Annotated in this window: 32 protein-coding genes; 2 read left to right on the top strand and 30 right to left on the bottom strand. The window is 49.2% G+C overall.

Features of this window, described 5'->3' with window-relative positions; all coding sequences use genetic code 11:
* Positions 1-16: 16 nt before the first annotated feature.
* The 30 genes from DFP95_RS24540 to rpsJ all read right to left on the bottom strand — a co-directional run bounded on the left by DFP95_RS24540 (position 17) and on the right by rpsJ (position 14,836).
* A complete protein-coding gene (locus DFP95_RS24540; RefSeq protein WP_115995336.1) occupies positions 17-961 on the bottom strand; it encodes a DNA-directed RNA polymerase subunit alpha in 945 nt (314 codons plus the stop codon).
* 169 nt (positions 962-1,130) lie between these two features.
* Entirely contained in the window at positions 1,131-1,529 is a 399-nt protein-coding gene (gene rpsK, locus DFP95_RS24535; RefSeq protein ID WP_115995335.1) for a 30S ribosomal protein S11, read from the bottom strand.
* An 18-nt stretch (positions 1,530-1,547) separates the two neighbouring features.
* On the bottom strand, positions 1,548-1,916 hold the full coding sequence (gene rpsM, locus DFP95_RS24530; protein WP_115995334.1) for a 30S ribosomal protein S13: 369 nt from the start codon (positions 1,914-1,916) through the stop codon (positions 1,548-1,550).
* A 23-nt stretch (positions 1,917-1,939) separates the two neighbouring features.
* Entirely contained in the window at positions 1,940-2,053 is a 114-nt protein-coding gene (gene rpmJ, locus DFP95_RS24525; protein ID WP_003333770.1) for a 50S ribosomal protein L36, read from the bottom strand.
* A gap of 138 nt (positions 2,054-2,191) precedes the next feature.
* Entirely contained in the window at positions 2,192-2,407 is a 216-nt protein-coding gene (gene infA / locus DFP95_RS24520) for a translation initiation factor IF-1 (RefSeq protein WP_035121186.1), read from the bottom strand.
* A 2-nt stretch (positions 2,408-2,409) separates the two neighbouring features.
* Positions 2,410-2,718: a KOW domain-containing RNA-binding protein gene (locus tag DFP95_RS24515; RefSeq protein ID WP_115995333.1), complete on the bottom strand. Its 309-nt coding sequence runs from the start codon at positions 2,716-2,718 to the stop codon at positions 2,410-2,412.
* Positions 2,719-2,733: 15 nt separating this feature from the next.
* Positions 2,734-3,480, bottom strand: coding sequence for a type I methionyl aminopeptidase (gene map, locus DFP95_RS24510; protein WP_115995332.1), 747 nt, complete (start codon positions 3,478-3,480; stop codon positions 2,734-2,736).
* Between the two features lie 6 nt (positions 3,481-3,486).
* Positions 3,487-4,131 (bottom strand): adenylate kinase, encoded by a 645-nt coding sequence (locus DFP95_RS24505; RefSeq protein WP_115995331.1) that lies wholly within the window; start codon positions 4,129-4,131, stop codon positions 3,487-3,489.
* Positions 4,132-4,158: 27 nt separating this feature from the next.
* Positions 4,159-5,457, bottom strand: coding sequence for a preprotein translocase subunit SecY (secY, locus tag DFP95_RS24500; RefSeq protein WP_115995330.1), 1,299 nt, complete (start codon positions 5,455-5,457; stop codon positions 4,159-4,161).
* Positions 5,457-5,900: a 50S ribosomal protein L15 gene (gene rplO / locus DFP95_RS24495; protein ID WP_115995329.1), complete on the bottom strand. Its 444-nt coding sequence runs from the start codon at positions 5,898-5,900 to the stop codon at positions 5,457-5,459. Before rplO ends, secY begins: the two co-directional genes overlap by 1 nt.
* 39 nt (positions 5,901-5,939) lie before the next feature.
* Positions 5,940-6,119, bottom strand: coding sequence for a 50S ribosomal protein L30 (gene rpmD / locus DFP95_RS24490; protein WP_115995328.1), 180 nt, complete (start codon positions 6,117-6,119; stop codon positions 5,940-5,942).
* Between the two features lie 12 nt (positions 6,120-6,131).
* Positions 6,132-6,629, bottom strand: a complete 498-nt coding sequence (gene rpsE / locus DFP95_RS24485) for a 30S ribosomal protein S5 (RefSeq protein WP_115995327.1) — start codon at positions 6,627-6,629, stop codon at positions 6,132-6,134.
* Positions 6,630-6,658: 29 nt separating this feature from the next.
* Positions 6,659-7,021 carry a 50S ribosomal protein L18 gene (gene rplR / locus DFP95_RS24480; RefSeq protein WP_115995326.1) on the bottom strand — a complete coding sequence of 121 codons (363 nt, stop codon included), beginning with the start codon at positions 7,019-7,021 and terminating at the stop codon, positions 6,659-6,661.
* Positions 7,022-7,087: 66 nt separating this feature from the next.
* Complete coding sequence (rplF, locus tag DFP95_RS24475) at positions 7,088-7,630, bottom strand: 50S ribosomal protein L6 (protein WP_115995325.1); 543 nt, start codon at positions 7,628-7,630, stop codon at positions 7,088-7,090.
* Positions 7,631-7,660: 30 nt separating this feature from the next.
* Complete coding sequence (rpsH, locus tag DFP95_RS24470) at positions 7,661-8,059, bottom strand: 30S ribosomal protein S8 (protein ID WP_115995324.1); 399 nt, start codon at positions 8,057-8,059, stop codon at positions 7,661-7,663.
* Between the two features lie 30 nt (positions 8,060-8,089).
* Positions 8,090-8,275 (bottom strand): type Z 30S ribosomal protein S14, encoded by a 186-nt coding sequence (locus tag DFP95_RS24465; protein ID WP_115995323.1) that lies wholly within the window; start codon positions 8,273-8,275, stop codon positions 8,090-8,092.
* Between the two features lie 50 nt (positions 8,276-8,325).
* Entirely contained in the window at positions 8,326-8,868 is a 543-nt protein-coding gene (rplE, locus tag DFP95_RS24460; RefSeq protein WP_115995322.1) for a 50S ribosomal protein L5, read from the bottom strand.
* A gap of 35 nt (positions 8,869-8,903) precedes the next feature.
* Positions 8,904-9,257 (bottom strand): 50S ribosomal protein L24, encoded by a 354-nt coding sequence (gene rplX / locus DFP95_RS24455; protein ID WP_115995321.1) that lies wholly within the window; start codon positions 9,255-9,257, stop codon positions 8,904-8,906.
* A gap of 45 nt (positions 9,258-9,302) precedes the next feature.
* Entirely contained in the window at positions 9,303-9,671 is a 369-nt protein-coding gene (gene rplN / locus DFP95_RS24450) for a 50S ribosomal protein L14 (protein ID WP_115995320.1), read from the bottom strand.
* A 36-nt stretch (positions 9,672-9,707) separates the two neighbouring features.
* Complete coding sequence (gene rpsQ / locus DFP95_RS24445) at positions 9,708-9,974, bottom strand: 30S ribosomal protein S17 (protein WP_115995319.1); 267 nt, start codon at positions 9,972-9,974, stop codon at positions 9,708-9,710.
* 50 nt (positions 9,975-10,024) lie between these two features.
* Positions 10,025-10,222 carry a 50S ribosomal protein L29 gene (rpmC, locus tag DFP95_RS24440; protein WP_115995318.1) on the bottom strand — a complete coding sequence of 66 codons (198 nt, stop codon included), beginning with the start codon at positions 10,220-10,222 and terminating at the stop codon, positions 10,025-10,027.
* A complete protein-coding gene (gene rplP, locus DFP95_RS24435; RefSeq protein ID WP_115995317.1) occupies positions 10,209-10,646 on the bottom strand; it encodes a 50S ribosomal protein L16 in 438 nt (145 codons plus the stop codon). Before rplP ends, rpmC begins: the two co-directional genes overlap by 14 nt.
* A 2-nt stretch (positions 10,647-10,648) precedes the next feature.
* On the bottom strand, positions 10,649-11,314 hold the full coding sequence (gene rpsC, locus DFP95_RS24430) for a 30S ribosomal protein S3 (protein ID WP_115995316.1): 666 nt from the start codon (positions 11,312-11,314) through the stop codon (positions 10,649-10,651).
* A 13-nt stretch (positions 11,315-11,327) separates the two neighbouring features.
* The gene (gene rplV, locus DFP95_RS24425) at positions 11,328-11,666 is read right to left on the bottom strand and encodes a 50S ribosomal protein L22 (RefSeq protein WP_115995315.1); all 339 of its coding nucleotides are present in this window, start codon (positions 11,664-11,666) and stop codon (positions 11,328-11,330) included.
* Positions 11,667-11,707: 41 nt separating this feature from the next.
* Positions 11,708-11,989: a 30S ribosomal protein S19 gene (gene rpsS, locus DFP95_RS24420; RefSeq protein ID WP_115995314.1), complete on the bottom strand. Its 282-nt coding sequence runs from the start codon at positions 11,987-11,989 to the stop codon at positions 11,708-11,710.
* Positions 11,990-12,051: 62 nt separating this feature from the next.
* Positions 12,052-12,882 (bottom strand): 50S ribosomal protein L2, encoded by an 831-nt coding sequence (gene rplB, locus DFP95_RS24415; protein WP_115995313.1) that lies wholly within the window; start codon positions 12,880-12,882, stop codon positions 12,052-12,054.
* A gap of 29 nt (positions 12,883-12,911) precedes the next feature.
* A complete protein-coding gene (gene rplW / locus DFP95_RS24410) occupies positions 12,912-13,205 on the bottom strand; it encodes a 50S ribosomal protein L23 (protein WP_115995312.1) in 294 nt (97 codons plus the stop codon).
* Positions 13,205-13,828 (bottom strand): 50S ribosomal protein L4, encoded by a 624-nt coding sequence (rplD, locus tag DFP95_RS24405; protein ID WP_115995311.1) that lies wholly within the window; start codon positions 13,826-13,828, stop codon positions 13,205-13,207. Before rplD ends, rplW begins: the two co-directional genes overlap by 1 nt.
* 31 nt (positions 13,829-13,859) lie before the next feature.
* The gene (gene rplC / locus DFP95_RS24400; RefSeq protein ID WP_115995310.1) at positions 13,860-14,486 is read right to left on the bottom strand and encodes a 50S ribosomal protein L3; all 627 of its coding nucleotides are present in this window, start codon (positions 14,484-14,486) and stop codon (positions 13,860-13,862) included.
* A 41-nt stretch (positions 14,487-14,527) separates the two neighbouring features.
* Positions 14,528-14,836, bottom strand: coding sequence for a 30S ribosomal protein S10 (gene rpsJ / locus DFP95_RS24395; RefSeq protein ID WP_027087350.1), 309 nt, complete (start codon positions 14,834-14,836; stop codon positions 14,528-14,530).
* Positions 14,837-15,158: 322 nt separating this feature from the next.
* Between rpsJ and DFP95_RS24390 the strand changes: the two genes are divergently transcribed.
* Entirely contained in the window at positions 15,159-15,854 is a 696-nt protein-coding gene (locus tag DFP95_RS24390; protein WP_115995309.1) for a DUF421 domain-containing protein, read from the top strand.
* Between the two features lie 89 nt (positions 15,855-15,943).
* Positions 15,944-16,531, top strand: coding sequence for a YitT family protein (locus tag DFP95_RS24385; protein ID WP_115995308.1), 588 nt, complete (start codon positions 15,944-15,946; stop codon positions 16,529-16,531).
* Positions 16,532-16,589 lie beyond the last annotated feature (58 nt).

Raw genomic sequence — 16,589 nt, 5'->3', positions numbered from 1 at the left:
TACAACAATAACGATGCTACTCCTCGAAACGTAGACCCAAGCCCAATTCTTCAAGCTTCTCTTGAACTTCTTCCAAAGACTTGCGGCCCAAGTTACGAACCTTCATCATGTCTTCTTCGGTTTTCGTGATCAGCTCTTGAACGGTATTGATGCCGGCGCGTTTCAGGCAGTTATAGGAACGAACGGAAAGGTCAAGCTCTTCGATAGTCATCTCTAGAACCTTTTCCTTCTTGTCCTCTTCCTTTTCCTTCATCGTTTCGGTATCTTTTGCCTCATCCGTGAGACCCACGAACAGGGATAAGTGATCCGTCAGGATTTTCGCGCCTAAGCTAACCGCTTCTTCAGGTCGAATGCTGCCATCGGTCCATACTTCAAGCGTTAGCTTGTCGTAGTTCGTTACTTGACCGACGCGCGTGTTCTCGACTTGATAGTTAACGCGGGTAATCGGCGTATAGATCGAATCGATCGGAATGACTCCAATCGGCTGATCTTCCTTCTTGTTACGATCGGATGGAACGTATCCACGTCCGACTCTGGCGAATATGCGCATGTGAAGGCGCGCGCCGGAAGCCAACGTTGCGATATGCAAGTCCGGGTTAAGAATTTCCACGTCGCTATCGGCGCGAATATCTCCTGCCGTTATGATGCCATCGCCTTCCGCATCGATTTCAAGCACTTTTTCCTCGTCCGAATGGATCTTCAGCGAAAGACGCTTCAGATTGAGGATGATTTGCGTGACATCCTCAATTACTCCTGGAATCGTTGAAAATTCGTGAAGCACGCCATCAATCTGTACCGATACTACGGCAGCGCCCGGTAAGGACGACAACAGAATGCGGCGAAGAGAGTTGCCTAGAGTCATCCCATAGCCGCGTTCAAGCGGCTCTACGACAAACCGACCGTATCTCTTGTCATCTTGAATTTCCACAGAATCGATTTTCGGTTTCTCGATCACTATCATAACCAAAACCTCCTTCAAAACGTCGCTGACGTTGCCCTTTGTTCACCCAAGCTTAAATGGTTCAGCCTTTAGTAAGGAGAAATGTTTATAGGGTAAACCATGTAGTATGCCTAACCGTTACAACCATTATTCTCAAGTTGCTCTTGTTTGATACCACATTGCAACGATGCTATACGCGGCGGCGCTTCGGAGGACGGCATCCGTTATGCGGGATTGGAGTCACGTCTCGGATCATGCTGACTTCAAGACCAGCGGCTTGCAACGAACGAATCGCAGCTTCACGACCAGCGCCAGGACCTTTAACGGAGACTTCAACCAGACGCATACCGTGATCCATCGCAGCGCGAGCTGCAGATTCGGCTGCCATTTGAGCAGCGTATGGCGTGCTTTTACGGGAACCCTTGAAACCGAGGTTACCGGAGCTCGCCCAGGAAACCGCGTTACCGTGCGGATCCGTGATCGTCACGATTGTATTGTTAAACGTAGAACGAATATGCGCTACGCCTGTATCAATGTTTTTCCGGTCACGACGCTTGGTGCGTACGACTTTCTTGCCTTTTTGTGCCATGTTTGTTATCCCCCCTTATTACTTCTTCTTGTTCGCAACAGTACGACGTGGGCCTTTGCGTGTACGTGCGTTCGTTTTCGAACGTTGTCCGCGAACCGGCAGACCGCGGCGGTGACGGATGCCTCGATAGCAGCCGATATCAATCAGCCGTTTGATGTTTATTGCAATTTCGCGACGCAAGTCGCCCTCGACCTTTTGTTCCTTATCGATCGTTTCGCGAAGACGAGCGAGCTCATCCTCCGTCAGATCACGAACGCGAGTGTCGGGATTGACACCCGTAGACGCTAGAATCCTCTGGGAAGTTGGTTTACCAATTCCGAAGATGTACGTTAGGGCGATTTCCACGCGCTTGTCGCGCGGGAGGTCAACACCAGATATACGTGCCATAGTTAGGGGCACCTCCTTCTATTTTAGCCTTGTTTTTGTTTATGTTTCGGATTCTCACAGATAACCATCACGTTGCCTTTGCGGCGAATGACTTTGCATTTCTCGCAAATTGGTTTGACCGAAGGTCTCACCTTCATGATAATACCCTCCTTAGTGTGTGACTGAAGTAACGCGACACTGACGTCGCGGGTCAGTCATCACGGTATTGCGAACGAACTGACGCGCGTTAGTATAATCTAAGCCCGTTCCTCGCGCGCCTGGCAGACCGAACAAACTTATTTGCGGTAGGTGATACGGCCCCGCGTTAGATCGTAAGGCGACAGTTGGATAACCACTTTGTCCCCCGTCAGAATCCGTATAAAATGCATCCGAAGTTTACCGGAAACATGCGCAAGGATTTGATGTCCGTTCTCGAGCTCCACTTTAAACATGGCATTCGGTAGCGGTTCAATAACCGTGCCTTCCACCTCGATGACGTCCTCTTTGGCCACCGTCATTCTCCTTTCTCTACAGCATGCTTTTCGAGCCGTTGTTCGATTTGTCCGATAGCGAACCGGAGCTTCGCGTTGGTGACGCGACCGGTATCGCGAATACTATTCGCGACTTCCTCGCTTCGGGTCCCGATCGGTTCGAGATGCAGCACGTTTTTGCGTTTAGGCCGATCGAACCGGCGATTATCGCCGTCGGCTACGAGCGCGAATCGCTCATCGACAAGGGCGATCACGATGACCAATTGCCCTTCGTCTCTTCCACGCCGGCTTCTCACGATGTCTCCGGGCTCCAACTTAACGTTTACCGTCATTTCATTCACCTAGCTTTACGCACGGGTCAGTATTTCGTACCCGTCTTCGGTTACGGCAATCGTATGCTCGAAATGCGCGCACAGCGATCCGTCCACCGTGACGACCGTCCAATTATCGGACAAAGTCTTCACGTAACGTTCTCCCACGATGACCATCGGTTCGATCGCGAGTGTCATTCCCGGTTTCAACCGCGGACCGCGGTCGGGAACGCCATAATTCGGAATTTGCGGTTCCTCATGCAGATCGGCACCTACGCCGTGTCCGACATATTCCCTTACTACAGAGAAGCCCGCCTCTTCGATCACTTTCTGAATGCCGTGGGATACGGTGTATAGCCTTACGTCTGGACCAACCAACTCCAACCCCGCGAATAGCGATGCTTCGGTAACGTCCAATAAACGCTGCGCCTCTTCGGAAATCCTTCCGACACCATACGTCCAGGCGGAATCGCCGTGATAACCTTGGTACTGTGCGCCGATGTCGATGCTGATGATGTCGCCTTCTACTAGCTTCCTTGAACCGGGAAACCCGTGAACGAGCTCCTCGTTCGTGGAAGCGCATATGCTGGCCGGAAAACCGTTATAACCTTTGAATGAAGGAATTGCACCTTGGCTTCGGATGAAAGTATCGGCTATCCGATCCAACTCGGCGGTAGTAACGCCGGGAACAACAGCCTGTTTCATCAGGCGATGAGTTTCCGCAACGATTCTTCCCGCCTCGCGCATCAAGTTTAACTCTTTGTCGGACTTGATTACGATCATGGCCGATTACCCTCTGAGAAGGGAAGCGATATCGGCCGTAACCGTATCGATGTCCTTCTCCCCGTCTACTTCGCGGAGCGATCCTTTGTCGCCGTAATACGTCAGAAGCGGAGCCGTCTTGCTAGTGTACTCATCAAGGCGGGTTCCCACTTTTTCCTCCGTATCGTCGGAACGCTGATACAGCTCTCCCCCGTCTTTATCGCAGATTCCTTCCTGCTTAGGCGGGTTAAAAAGTACGTGATACGTCGTACCGCAAGTTTTACAAATCCTTCGACCAGTCAAGCGGGCCAACAAGAAGCCGCGATCGACTTTGAGGTTAACGACATGGTCAATCTTGCGATCCAACTCAGCAAGCATACCGTCAAGAGCTTCAGCTTGCGCGAGCGTCCGAGGAAACCCGTCCAACAGAAAACCGTCGGCGCAATCTGGAGCAGCAAGACGGTCGCGAACGATACCGTTCGTTACTTCATCCGGAACGAGAAGACCCTGGTCTACGTACTCCTTCGCCTTCAGTCCGAGTGGAGTTCCTTGCTTCATCGCTAAGCGAAACGCATCACCGGTAGAGATATGCGGAATGCCGAATTGCTCGACGATCCGTTCTGCTTGCGTTCCTTTACCGGCGCCAGGAGGCCCCATAAACAAGATGTTCATTGTTGTTCCTCCTGTCCGACTCGTTGGTTACTTATTGATGAAACCTTTGTAGTGACGTTTAATCAATTGGCTTTCGATCTGTTTCATCGTCTCAAGAGCAACCCCGATTACGATCAAGAGCGAAGTACCGCCCAATTGAACAGACTTCGGTAAACCAGCCAACGATCCGAAGAACACCGGAATGACCGAGATAATCGCCAAGAATACCGCACCCGCTAGCGTAATACGAGTGATAACCCGCATTAGGAAGCCTTGTGTTGGTTTGCCAGGACGAATACCCGGGATATAACCGCCGTTCTTCTTCATGTTATCCGCTAATTGCTGCGGATTGAATTGAACGAACGTATAGAAGAACGTAAACCCGATGATTAGCAAAATGTACAAAACCATACCAAGAGGTTGGTCATAAGACATGTTTTTGATAATCCATTGCGCCCATGCCTGGTTCGACCAGAAGTTCGCAATCGTAATCGGGAACATCAATAGAGAGATAGCGAAGATTACCGGAATTACGCCCGCGCCATTTACTTTAAGCGGAATGTGCGTGGATTGGCCGCCGTACATTTTCTGTCCGACAACTCGTTTTGCGTATTGAACCGGAATTTTGCGTACGCCCTGCTGGATGAAGATTACGCCTGCGATAATCAGGATGATTACTAGCAGGATAATGGCCAGCTTCACGATATTCATAAACAATTGGCTTGAATCCGTGAACAGCGTAGTGTAGATATCGCGTGCATGCTTAGGGATTGCTGCGACGATCGCCGCGAAGATCAAGATCGAGATACCGTTACCGATACCCTTTTCATTGATTTGTTCACCCAACCACATAAGGAACGCAGTACCTGCAGTCAAAACGATCGCAATCATAAGATACGTTGCCGTACCAGAGTCAATGACCATTTTGTATTCATACATCCGGTTAAAACCGATAGCCGTAGCAAAAGCTTGGATAAGCCCCAGGACAATCGTTCCGTAACGAGTGATCTGTGCCAACTTGCGCTTACCGTTCTCGCCTTCCTTCTGCCATTCCGAAAACTTCGGAATAACGTCCATGGATAGAAGTTGAACGATAATCGACGCCGTAATGTACGGCGTGATCCCCAACGCGAAGATGGAGAAGTTGAACAACGCACCGCCGGAGAACGTGTTCAGAAGGCCGAACAGGTCAGAGCCCTGTTGGTCGGCCATCGTTAGAACGTCCTTGTTAATGTTCGGAACCGGGATGAAAGAACCGATCCGATAAACAAACAGGATGAAAAGAGTGAAAAGGATCCTCTTGCGAAGGTCCTCGACTTTCCAAATGTTAGTGACGGTCGCGAACATTAGATCACCTCGGTTTTACCGCCGGCGGCTTGAATTTTTTCTGTTGCAGACTGAGAGAACTTGTGAGCTTTAACAGTCAGCTGCACGTTCAAATCGCCATTGCCCAGAATTTTAATTCCGTCTCTTGGATTTTTCAGAATGCCTTCTTCGAGCAGCAATTCTGGCGTCACTTCTGTACCAGCAGCAAAACGGCTTAGCTGATCAAGATTGACAATCGCGAAGACTGTAGCAAAACGATCGTTATTAAATCCGCGCTTCGGTACCCGACGGTATAATGGGTTTTGACCACCCTCGAAACCGGGACGAACACCGCCACCGGAACGAGCGTTTTGCCCTTTATGACCGCGACCTGCCGTTTTGCCGAGACCGCTACCAGCTCCGCGTCCTCTCCGTTTACGGGAGAACGTCGAGCCTTCATTCGGAGATAGCTCATGCAATTTCATCGTACGTCGCACCTCCTTGAGAGTTATGCTTGTTAGGCTTTAAATTTCTTTTACTTCGATCAAATGACTGACCGTGTTGATCATGCCGCGAGTAGCGACGTTATCTTCTCTTACTACGGAAGTATGCATCTTGCCGAGTCCGAGAGTCTTCACCGTTTGGCGTTGATTCTCCGGACGGCCGATCAAGCTGCGAACGAGTGTAATTTGAAGCTGTGCCATTTGTTTTCCTCCTTAGCGGAATAGCTCTGCCACGGTTTTGCCGCGCAGTTTCGCTACGTCTTCGGCGCGTTTGAGGCGGGATAAACCTTCCAACGTCGCATTGACCATGTTAATGGAGTTGGAGGAACCCAGCGATTTCGTCAAAATATCGCCGACTCCAGCAAGCTCGAGCACTGCGCGGACAGGACCGCCCGCGATAACGCCCGTACCTTCTGATGCTGGTTTCAGCAACACTTTGCCGGCGCCGAAACTTCCCGTAACGGCGTGTGGAATTGTCGTTTTCACGAGTGGAACGAAAACAAGATTTTTCTTAGCGTCATCGACGCCTTTACGGATTGCGTCCGGTACTTCGCCAGCTTTACCGATGCCTGCGCCAACCCAGCCTTTTCCATCTCCGACAACGACGAGTGCGCTGAAACTAAAGCGACGTCCGCCCTTGACGACTTTGGATACGCGGTTGATCTGTACCATCTTTTCGGTTAGTTCCAATGTATTCGGATCTACACGCAAGTCGTTTACCTCCTTGTGTCAAAAATGAATTAAAACTGTAATCCGGCTTCGCGAGCCGCATCAGCAAGTGCTTGAATACGTCCGTGATAGAGATATCCGCCACGATCGAAAACGACGATCTCATATCCTTTATCTTTCGCGCGTTTAGCGATGAGTTCTCCTACTTTGCGAGCAGACTCAACGTTTCCGCCGTTACCTGTTGCCAAATCTTTGTCAACCGTAGATGCGCTAGCAAGCGTTATGCCTTTAACGTCATCGATCAATTGAGCGTAGATATGTTTCGAAGAACGGAATACGGAAAGACGCGGGCGTTCGTTTGTCCCGGTAATCTTCTTACGTACCCGAAGGTGACGTTTCAGACGGGCTTTATTTTTATCGCTTTTTGTAATCATCCGAAAGGTTCTCTCCCTTCTCGTTGTTGCATCTAGGCAGCTTCTAACCACCCGCAACTTATTTCATTACTTCTTCTTACCTGCTTTACCTTCTTTGCGAAGGATTCGTTCGCCTTCGTACTTGATTCCTTTGCCTTTGTAAGGCTCTGGAGGACGAACGGCGCGGATCTTAGCAGCGATCTCGCCGACTGCTTCTTTATCGATCCCTTTAACGATGATCTTGTTTTGTGCCGGCACTTCGAATTCAATGCCGCTTGCCGGTACGATTTCAACCGGGTGTGAGTAACCTACGTTCAATACCAGCTTATCGCCGGATTTACTAGCACGGTAACCTACACCTACCAGGTCAAGGTTCTTGATGTAACCCTCGGTTACGCCACTTACCATGTTGGCTACTACGCTGCGGGTCGTGCCGTGCAGCGAGCGGTGAAGTTTGTTATCGGAAGGACGTTCAACGGTAATGACATCGGACTCGTAGGAAACCTTCATATCGCTGTGAAGAGTGCGGGACAAAGTTCCTTTAGGGCCTTTAACCGTAATTACGTTGCTGTCCAGGTTCACGTTCACGCCGTTAGGCACCTGAATCGGTTTGCGTCCAATACGGGACATAGGTACACCTCCAATCTTGTGACAGTTAAATTACCAAACGTAGCAAAGCACTTCTCCGCCGGACTTCCCTTGACGGGCTTCCTTATCGGTGATGATGCCTTTAGAAGTGGAAATGATCGCGATGCCGAGGCCACCCAACACACGCGGTACTTCAGTAGATTTCGTATAAACGCGCAAACCTGGTTTGCTAATACGTTTAAGACCCGTGATAACACGCTCGTTGTTCGGTCCGTATTTCAAGAAGATACGGATCAGGCCTTGCTTGTTATCTTCTACGTATTCAGCGTCGCGGATAAAGCCTTCACGTTTCAGGATTTCAGCAATTTGCTTCTTAACCGTAGACGCTGGCAGTTCCACCGACTCATGACGCACGAGGTTCGCATTGCGAATCCGCGTCAACATATCTGCAATAGGATCAGACATAACCATGGGGTAAACCTCCTTCCCGAACTAGGCTGATTACCAGCTCGCTTTTTTGACGCCAGGAATCTGGCCTTTATGTGCCAATTCACGGAAACAAATCCGGCAGATCTTAAATTTTTGCAAAACGGAATGCGGACGTCCGCAACGTTCGCAACGCGTGTAAGCCTGGACCTTAAACTTCGGCGTACGCTGTTGCTTGACTTTCATCGACGTTTTTGCCACTTGCTTTCACACCTCCATTAGGTACCATTTGCTAATTGACCGGACTATCGTCACTTCGCAAACGGCATACCCAATTGGGTGAGCAGCTCACGCGCTTCTTCGTCCGATTGTGCAGTCGTTACGATGACGATATCCATCCCGCGAACTTTATCAATCTTGTCATACTCGATTTCCGGGAAGATCAGTTGTTCTTTCAATCCTAGCGTGTAGTTACCGCGGCCATCGAACGATTTCGTCGATACGCCGTGGAAGTCACGTACGCGGGGTAGGGAGATATTGAACAACTTATCGAGGAAGTAGTACATCCGTTCGCCGCGAAGCGTTACTTTAGCGCCGATCGGCAAGTTCTCACGCAAGCGGAAGCCCGCGATCGACTTTTTCGAACGGGTGATTACAGGTTTTTGACCTGCGATCTTTTGCATGTCTTCTACCGCGAAATCCATGATCTTGGAGTTCGAAACCGCTTCGCCGACACCCATATTGATGACGACTTTCTCGATTTTCGGCACTTGCATGACTGACTTGTAGCTGAACTTCTGCATAAGAGCAGGAGTGATTTCATTCAGGAAACGTTCCTTCATTCTTGCTGCCATGAGTCACAGTGACCTCCTTTCCGTTCTTACTGCGATTAGTCGATCAGTTCTCCAGAGCGCTTAGCGACCCGGACTTTTTTGCCGTTCTCAAGCGTTTTGGAACCAACGCGAGTTGGTTTGCCGCTTTTAGGATCGATATGCATCACGTTAGACACGTGAATCGGCGCTTCGCGCTCGATGATACCGCCTTGTTGATTCGTTGGGTTTGGACGCGTATGGCGTTTTACCATATTGACGCCCTCGACAAGCACACGGTTCTCGCGCGGATATGCAGCGATAATGCGGCCTTTCTTGCCTTTGTCTTTGCCTGTGATGACGATGATGTTATCGTCTTTTTTCACGTGCAGTTTATTATTGTGCGATTGAAGCACTTTTTTCAGACGGGGCATGGGTACACCTCCTTGAGTGTTTCTCCATCGGTGCTTTCCGGGTTCTTAAAGAACTTCCGGTGCCAGGGAAATGATTTTCATGAAGTCGCGATCGCGAAGCTCACGGGCAACAGGTCCAAAGATCCGGGTACCGCGCGGGCTTTTATCTTCTTTAACGATTACTGCCGCGTTCTCGTCGAACGCGATGTAGGATCCGTCTTTACGGCGTACCGAACGTTTTGTACGAACGATAACGCATTTAACTACGTCACCCTTTTTGACAACGCCGCCTGGTGTTGCTTGTTTAACGGAACATACGATCATGTCGCCGATATGTCCTACGCGGCGTCCCGTACCGCCAAGAACGCGGATACACATCAATTCTTTCGCGCCGGAGTTGTCGGCAACATGCAGACGCGTAAACGGTTGAATCATCGCAAGGTCCTCCTTTCAATAACACGGTTGAGTCTCTTAGGCTAATACGCCTTTTTCAACGATGTCGACCATACGCCAGCTTTTGTCTTTCGACAACGGGCGGGTCTCCATGATTCTCACGGTGTCGCCGATTTTAGCATCGTTATTCTCGTCATGCGCTTTGAATTTCTTCGTGTATTTAATCCGTTTGTGGTACAGGCTGTGTTTTTTGTAAGTTTCAACGGCCACCACAATCGTTTTGTCCATTTTGTCGCTGACGACTTTACCAATCTGCACTTTACGATTGTTATTGCGTTCGCTCATGGTAATCCTCCTTCCCGGAATCAATCTTCAGGGTTACTGCCGGGCTCAACTTAGCTAATGCCGAGTTCACGCTCGCGCAAAATAGTTTTGGCCCGAGCAATTTCTTTCCGCAGATCGCCAAGGCGATGCGGGTTATCCAGTTGGCCGGTAGCCAATTGGAAGCGGAGGTTGAACAGCTCATCTTTGAAGCCGGCTACCTTCTGTTCAAGTTCCGCCGATGTTAGGTTGCGAAATTCACTGGCTTTCATTTGCTTCACCACCCAGTTCTTCACGTTTCACAAACTTCGTCTTAATAGGCAACTTGTGAGCTGCAAGACGCATCGCTTCACGTGCTATCTCCTCGGTTACACCTGCAAGCTCGAACAAGATTTTGCCCGGCTTAACAACGGCAACCCATGCTTCTACGTTACCTTTACCGCTACCCATCCGTACCTCAAGAGGTTTTTGGGTAATCGGTTTGGAAGGGAAAATTTTGATCCAAACTTTTCCGCCCCGCTTGATATAACGAGTCATGGCAATCCGAGCAGCTTCGATTTGACGGTTAGTCACCCAAGAAGGTTCCATAGCCTGCAGACCGAATTCACCGAAATGCACTTCTGTGCCGCCTTTAGCGCGACCTTTCATTTTACCGCGATGTTCTTTGCGGTGTTTAACGCGTTTAGGGACCAACATGATCAGTTGCCTCCTTCCTCAGCAGCTCTTTTCTTCGTCGGAAGGACTTCGCCACGGTAGATCCATACTTTTACGCCGATGCGGCCATATGTCGTATGTGCTTCTGCCGTTCCGTAATCGATATCGGCGCGGAGTGTGTGCAATGGCACTGTTCCTTCGCTATAGCCTTCGTTACGAGCGATTTCCGCTCCGCCTAGACGACCGCTTACGGCTGTTTTAACGCCTTTCGCACCAGCGCGTTGCGTACGTTGCATAGCTTGTTTCATTGCGCGGCGGAAAGATACGCGGCGTTCCAGTTGTTGCGCGATGCTCTCGGCAACCAGGATTGCGTCCAATTCCGGATTCTTGATCTCGGAGATGTTAATGTGAACCTTTTTGCCGTTCGAAATCTTAGTCAGCTGGCCGCGAAGCACTTCGACTTCAGCGCCGCCTTTACCGATAACGATACCCGGCTTAGCTGTATGAATCGTAACGTTAACGCGGTTAGCCGCACGTTCGATTTCAATTTTGGAAACTGCAGCTTCTTTAAGCTTCTTTTTCAAGAATTCGCGAATTTTCACGTCTTCGATTAGAAGCGTTCCGAAATCCTTGTTTCCTGCGTACCACTTGGATTCCCAATCACGGATAATGCCGATTCGAAAACCGACGGGATTTACTTTCTGACCCACACGTTGTCCCTCCTTATTTTTCGGATACGACCAGTGTAATATGGCTTGATCGTTTGAATATGCTGAATGCACGGCCCTGCGAGCGTGGTTGGAATCGTTTCATAGTCGGACCTTCGTTAACGAAGGCTTCGGATACGAACAATTTGTTCACGTCTAACTGGTAGTTGTGTTCAGCGTTAGCAATGGCCGAGTTCAACAGTTTCTCCAGAATAGGAGATGCCGAACGAGGCGTATGACGCAAGATGGCAACCGCATCGCCGACTTTCTTGCCGCGAATCAGGTCTACGACCAGACGCACTTTACGAGCCGGAATGCGAATGTTATGCACATGAGCTTTGGCTTGCTGAGACATAGGAGTACCTCCTCCCTCACGTTAAAGACGTAGGGTTAAAATTATCGCTTGCCCGTTTTCTTATCATCGTCTGTGTGACCTTTGAAAGTACGAGTTGGCGCGAATTCGCCAAGTTTGTGTCCGACCATGTCTTCCGACACGTATACCGGCACGTGCTTACGTCCGTCGTATACTGCGAACGTTTGACCCACGAATTGTGGGAAAATCGTCGAGCGACGAGACCAAGTTTTGATAACAACCTTCTTATTCGATCCGGACAGTTCATCCACTTTTTTCAGTAGATAGCCATCCACGAAAGGTCCTTTTTTCAAACTGCGACCCATGGAATGCTCCTCCCTTCAACGCGGCTTGAGAGATTGCCGTTCACGCCGCTAGACGATATTTCTTACTTCGTGCGACGACGAACAATGTACTTGCTCGAAGCTTTTTTCTTCTTGCGTGTTTTGTAACCAAGCGTAGGCTTGCCCCAAGGAGAAAGCGGGGATTTGCGTCCGATTGGCGCGCGGCCTTCGCCACCGCCGTGCGGATGGTCGTTCGGGTTCATAACGACACCACGTACGGTCGGGCGTTTGCCTAACCAACGATTCCGTCCAGCTTTACCGATGTTGAGCAATTCGTGGTCTGAGTTTCCGACCGTTCCGATCGTTGCGCGGCAAGTTTTGAGGATGCGGCGAATTTCACCGGAAGTAAGACGAATCGTAACATAAGTTTCTTCTTTACCAAGCAGCTGAGCGCTTGTTCCGGCTGCGCGAACCATTTGTCCGCCTTTGCCCGGCTTAAGCTCGATATTGTGGATAACCGTACCGACCGGAATGTTCTCCAGCGGAAGCGCGTTGCCCACTTTAATGTCAGCTGTAGGACCCGAAGTGATTACATCGCCGACTTTAATGCCCTTCGGAGCGATGATGTATGTCTTCTCACCGTCTGCATAGTTAATCAAAGCGATGTAGGACGTTCTGTTCGGATCGTATTCGATCGTAGCTACGCGGCCGGGAATGCCGTCCTTCGTACGCTTGAAATCGATGATCCGGTATTTACGCTTGTGTCCGCCGCCGTGATGACGAACGGTAATTTTACCTTGGTTATTACGACCAGCGTGTTTGAATAACGGCGCGAGCAAGGATTTTTCCGGCTCTGTTGCCGTAATCTCTTCAAACGTTGCGATCGTCATTTGACGACGGCTCGCCGTTGTCGGATTAAACTTTTTGACTGGCAATTGGATTCCCTCCTTACTTTACAGACTTATTAAACAGAGGATTCGAAATACTCAAGCGGTTTGCTGTCGGCGGAAAGCTGCACGATCGCTTTTTTCCACTCGGATGTATAACCGCTGTGTTTGCCGTAGCGCTTAGGCTTAGCAGGCATTCTGAGCGTATTAACTCCAGTGACCTTCACTTTGAAGATCGCTTCGATAGCTTGTTTGATCTCGGTTTTGTTCGCTTTCAAGTCAACTTCGAACACGTATTTGCGCTGTTCCATGAAGTCGCTTGTACGTTCGGTAATAACCGGACGTTTGATTAGATCGCGAGGGTTTCTCATTACGCGAACACCTCCTCAACTTTAGCGACTGCATCCTTCGTGATGATCAATTGATCATGCTTCATCACGTCAAGCACGTTAATTCCTTCGGCGGAGACGAATTTGACTCCAGGAATGTTACGCGCGGACAGGGCCACGTTATTATCAAAGTCTGCAGTGACAACGAGTGCCTTGCGGGAAACTTTGAGGTTGTTCAGAAGCTTAGCGATGTCCTTCGTTTTCGGTTGGGACAGGCTCAGCTGATCAAGTACGATGATTTGGTTATCCACAACTTTGCTGGACAAAGCGGATTTGATAGCCAAACGACGTACTTTACGAGGCAATTTGAAACCGTAGCTGCGTGGTGTCGGTCCGAAGACGATACCGCCGCCTTTCCATTGCGGCGAACGAATACTACCTTGACGAGCGCGGCCGGTTCCTTTTTGTTTCCAAGGCTTGCGTCCGCCTCCGCGCACTTCCGAACGACCTTTAGTGTCGTGCGTTCCCGAGCGAAGCGAAGCTTGTTGAAGCAATACGGCGCTGTGCAACACGTGAATGTTCGGCTCTAATCCGAAAATCCCATCTGCCAGATCCAATTGTCCAACTTCTTTGCCGTCTACATTAAAAACTGTAACTTTCGGCATGAGTGGTCCTCCTTTCCTCATACATTGTGAATTATTTCTTCACCGATGTGCGGATTTTGAGATAACTATTGCGAGCGCCCGGTACGGAGCCTTTAATCAACAATACGTTACGCTCCAGATCAACCTTAACGATCTCGAGATTCTGTACAGTGATTGTTTCGCTACCCATACGACCGTGCATTTTCTTACCTTTTGGTACGCGGTTTGCGTCACGAATAGTCGCGAGCGATCCGTTACCACGGTGATACTTGGAACCATGCGTCATTTTACCGCGTTGGAAGCCCCAACGTTTGATTGCGCCCGTAGTCCCTTTACCTTTGGAAATACCCGTTACGTCAACGATATCGCCTTCGGAGAATTGGCCAACGTTAAGTTCTTGACCGACTTCCAAGTCAGCTGGTGTAAGTCCGCTAACTTCGCGAATGAAGCGCTTGGGTCCAGTGCCTGCTTTCTTAGCATGGCCGATGGCTGGTTTTGTTGCTAGCTTCTCGCGTTTATCCGCGAAGCCGAGCTGTACTGCTTCGTATCCGTCGTTATCCACAGATTTTTTCTGCAATACGACGTTCGGAGTTGCTTCTACTACAGTAACCGGCACAACGTTGCCGTCAGCTGCGAATAGTTGAGTCATTCCGAGTTTACGTCCCAAGATTCCTGACATGTTGACACCTCTTTTCATGATGGATCTGATTTACTCGAAGCTTAAAGCTTGATCTCGATATCAACGCCAGACGGTAGATCAAGACGCATAAGCGCATCGACCGTTTGCGGCGTAGGATTGACGATGTCGATCAAACGCTTGTGCGTACGCATTTCGAACTGCTCACGCGAATCCTTGTATTTGTGCACCGCACGCAGGATCGTGATGATCTGCTTTTCGGTCGGCAACGGAATCGGTCCTGATACACCTGCACCAGTACGTTTTGCCGTTTCTACGATTTTCTCCGCGGATTGATCCAGGATACGGTGGTCGTAGGCTTTCAAACGGATACGGATTTTTTGCTTAGCCATAGAATTCCCTCCTTCATTCGCCCAATTTTGGAATCGGACATACTCCGTGAGAATAACCCGACAATCACCGAGTGGCATCCCTTATGGCAAAGGGGCCGGGTGTGTCGGCAACCTCTCACATCAACGCACAGTCACAGACCAACATTCACTATTATAGCGATCTGCCCAACTGAATGCAACATTTTTTTTATTTTTATTCATCTATTCGCTAACGCCCCTCAGCCTTGCCTTAATACATCATTTTCCGTCCTTCAGGAGACACTGTTGGAGGTGGTTTTTCGTGCTGAACGTCAACTTGGTTAATTGATTGGAGGAATTCACTGTGCCGTTATGGCTTGAAGTCAGCTTGCGTACTTTGTCTGCCATAGTTGTCATGTTTATCTATACGCGTATTCTTGGCAAAAGACAAATCTCCCAACTATCGCTTTTCGAGTACATTACGGGAATTTCCCTTGGAAATCTGACAGGTTACATCTCGCTGGATACCGATAGGAACTGGGGACTTGGATTTGTGGCCTTATCTGTTTGGGTCATGATTTCCGTGGGTATCGAATTCTTGCAACTTAAGAGCAAGAGAGCAAGAAATATTCTTGACGGCAAACCAGCGATCCTTATTCAGAACGGAAAGATTCTAGAGGATCATATGAAGAAAGAACGCGTGACGTCTGACGAGCTATTGGAAATGCTTCGGATGAAGGACGTTTTCAATATATCGACCGTCGAATTCGCGATCATGGATACGAGCGGTGAATTAAACGTTTTGCTCAAGAAAGAAAACCAGCCCTTGACCGCTTCCGACCTCAACCTTGCCGTTACTCCGGAGAAGGCAAGCATGTCCATTATAATGGATGGCAAAATACTCGAGGATTCCCTTAAGAAAGTCGGACTTAACATGCATTGGCTACAAGCCAAGCTGGATAAGATCGGTACTTCCGCAGATAAAATCTATCTTGCTCAAGTGGATTCCCAGAACAAACTGTATTTGGATCCCTACGATGATTCCATCCCTACACATTAATCAATATCCCCGCTATCCAGTCTCCTAATCATTTCCTTGTCTCATCTACCATATAGATAAGACAGGCAATGTTGAAGGGACTGGTTTAATTGCTCTCGCTCCGTAAGATCCTGGCGATTATCATCGGATGCTTGTTGATTTCATTCGGAATCGATTTTTTTCTTATGCCCATTAAAGTATTAGACGGCGGATTCATCGGAGTAGCTCTTATTTCCAACTACTTGTTCGGCTATAAGGTCGGACTGGTACTCATCTTGTGTAGCCTTCCCGTGTTTATCTATACCTGGATCAAAGACAAAGCCATGTTCTTTCATAGTCTGTTCGGAATGATCTTTTTATCCTATTTCATCGATTTTTTTGATCCGTACTATCCGTTCGGGCAAATCATTAACGACTACCCCTTCTATGCATCTGTTGCCGGCGGCATTCTTATCGGAATAGGATTCGGGATTCTTTTACGCAATGATACGAGCACAGGCGGAATCGACTTAGTCGCCAAGCTACTGGCCGGCAAACTAAAGATCAACGTCGGCTTTCTGATTATCATCATGGATGCGCTCGTTGTCATTATAGGAGGTTTGATATTCTCGGCGGATACCTTCTTTCTTTCTATCGCCACCATTTGCGCCGGCGGAATGGCGACCGGCTTATGTACGAGTAAGTTTTTCGCGTATTAACTTTCTTCATATATATAGAAGAAACAAAAAAAGAGCTGCTCTGGCGTTATCGCCTCGA

The sequence above is a fragment of the Cohnella lupini genome (genome assembly GCF_003386205.1).
Classification (GTDB): Bacteria; Bacillota; Bacilli; order Paenibacillales; family Paenibacillaceae; genus Cohnella; species Cohnella lupini.
Note: the sequence above shows the minus strand (reverse complement) of the source record. Positions and strands in the feature narration are given on the sequence as shown.